At 69.3% G+C, this 2,123-nt stretch carries 1 protein-coding gene; it reads left to right on the top strand.

The features are described from left to right. The coding region (gene cofH, locus Q7L73_RS28520) for a 5-amino-6-(D-ribitylamino)uracil--L-tyrosine 4-hydroxyphenyl transferase CofH (RefSeq protein WP_304715794.1) at positions 1-2,123 on the top strand (2,123 nt) is incomplete at both ends.

The following is a 2,123-nucleotide window of genomic DNA, read 5'->3' as shown; positions in this document are numbered from 1 at the left end:
CAGTGCTATTGCAAGTACTGTGCGTTCTCGACGCATCGGGCGCATCTGCATACGCCGGATGAGGTCGAGGCGGTCATCGACGGCGCTGCGCGGCGCAACGTCAAGGAGCTGCTGGTGCTGACCGGCGAGAAGCCGGAGGTCAATCCGCTGGTCGCCAGGAGGCTGGCGGAGTACGGCCACGAGGATTTCACCGCGTACGTCGTCTGGGCCTGCGAGCGGGCGCTTGCAAAGGGGCTGCTGCCGCACACCAACCTCGGTGTGCTGGACAAGCGGGATCTGGGCCGGCTGCGCGAGGTGACGGCCTCGCAGGGTCTGATGCTGGAGTCGATCTCTGAGCGGCTGATGGAGACCGTTCATGCGGGTTCGCCGACGAAGCATCCGCTGGTGCGGCTGCAGACGATCAAGGACGCCGGCGAGCTGAGGATTCCTTTCACCAGCGGCATTCTCGTCGGCATCGGGGAGAGCGAGGAGGAGCGGATCGCGTCGCTGGAGGCGCTGGCGGGGGTGCACCGCGAGTATGGGCACATCCAGGAGGTCATCCTCCAGAACTTCGTCCCGCACGACCGCTACTACGGCCAGGACGTCGGCAGAATCGCCGATCAGGCGGCGAAGGACTACTGGCGCACCGGCGTCGCCGACGGCCGTCCCGACCTGCCGCTGCCGAGCTGGGCCGACCCGGTCACGGTCAGCGACATGAAGCGGCTCGTGCAGGAGACGAGGCGGCTGATGCCGGACGTCGGGATCCAGATCCCGCCGAACCTCGCCGACTGGTGGGACGAGCTGATCGCCGCCGGCGCGACCGACCTCGGCGGCCTCTCCGCCAACGGCGACCACATCAGCCCCGAGCATCCCTTCCCGAGCCCGCACCAGGTCCGCAAGAGACTGCAGAGAGACGGCATCGCGCTGACCGAGCGGCTGTGCGTCTACCCGCAGTACATCGACCAGGAGTGGATGGCGCAGGGCGTGCTCGACGTCGTGAAGCTGAAGTACTGGAGTTTCATCCCGCGCCGCGGCAGCGGCCGCAGAGAGGCGCCGTTCGCGATCAACAGCGACCTCGTCGGGCCGGCCACAGAGCAGGCGCGCGACGGCAGGCCGCTCAGCGCCGAGCAGCTGACCGCCCTCTTCGCCGAGCGCCGCCCGGAGGCGGTCGAGGCGATCCGCACCGCGGCCGACGAGCTGCGCGCAGAGCTGGCGGGGGAGACGGTCACGTTCGTCGTCAACCGCAACATCAACATCTCCAACGTCTGCACGGTCGGCTGCGCCTTCTGCGGCTTCGGCCAGGGCAGACGCTCGCCCGACGCCTACCAGCACGACGAGGCCGAGTTCCGCGCCCGCGTGCGGGACGCGATCGACTACGGCGCGACCGAGCTGTGCATCCAGTCCGGCATCCACCCGGACTGGGAGTTCGACGAGTACCTCAGATGGCTGCGGATCGCGAAGGACGAAGGCCCGCGGCTGCACCTGCACGCGTACTCGCCGATGGAGATCGCGCACATGCAGGACATCTCTGGCGGCCAGTCGCTGCAGCAGATCTTCGAGCAGTTGCGCGACGCCGGCCTCGGCAGCACGCCGGGCACGGCCGCCGAGGTGCTGCACGACGGCGTGCGCGAGCGGATCAGCCCGAACAAGCTGCCCGTCGCCCGCTGGGTCGAGGTGATCGAGGCCTCTCACAGAGCGGGCCTGCGCAGCACGAGCACGGTCATGTTCGGCCACATCGAGGAGCCGTGGGAGCTGGCCGAGCACATGCGCGTGATCCGCGAGCTGCAGGAGCGGACCGGCGGCATCACCGAGTTCGTGCCGCTCTCGTTCATCCCCTTCCAGACGCTGCTCGGCCGCACGCACGGCGTCGAGGAGATCACCAAGGCGGACAACCTCAAGCACACCGCCGTCTTCCGGCTCGCGCTCGGCCGCACGATCTCCAACGTGCAGGCGAGCTGGGTCAAGATGGGGCTGGAGACGGCGACCGAGGCGCTGCGCTGGGGCGTCAACGACCTCGGCGGCACGCTGATGGAGGAGTCGATCAGCCGCCTCGCCGGCAGCCAGCACGGCACCAAGCTCGATCCCGACCAGCTCGTCGCGGCCGCGCACGCCGCCGGCCGGCCCGCCGCAGAGCGCACGACGCT

It is taken from the genome of Conexibacter sp. CPCC 205762, from assembly GCF_030646155.1.
Classification (GTDB): Bacteria; Actinomycetota; Thermoleophilia; order Solirubrobacterales; family Solirubrobacteraceae; genus Conexibacter.
This window is presented reverse-complemented; position numbering and strand designations above follow the sequence as displayed.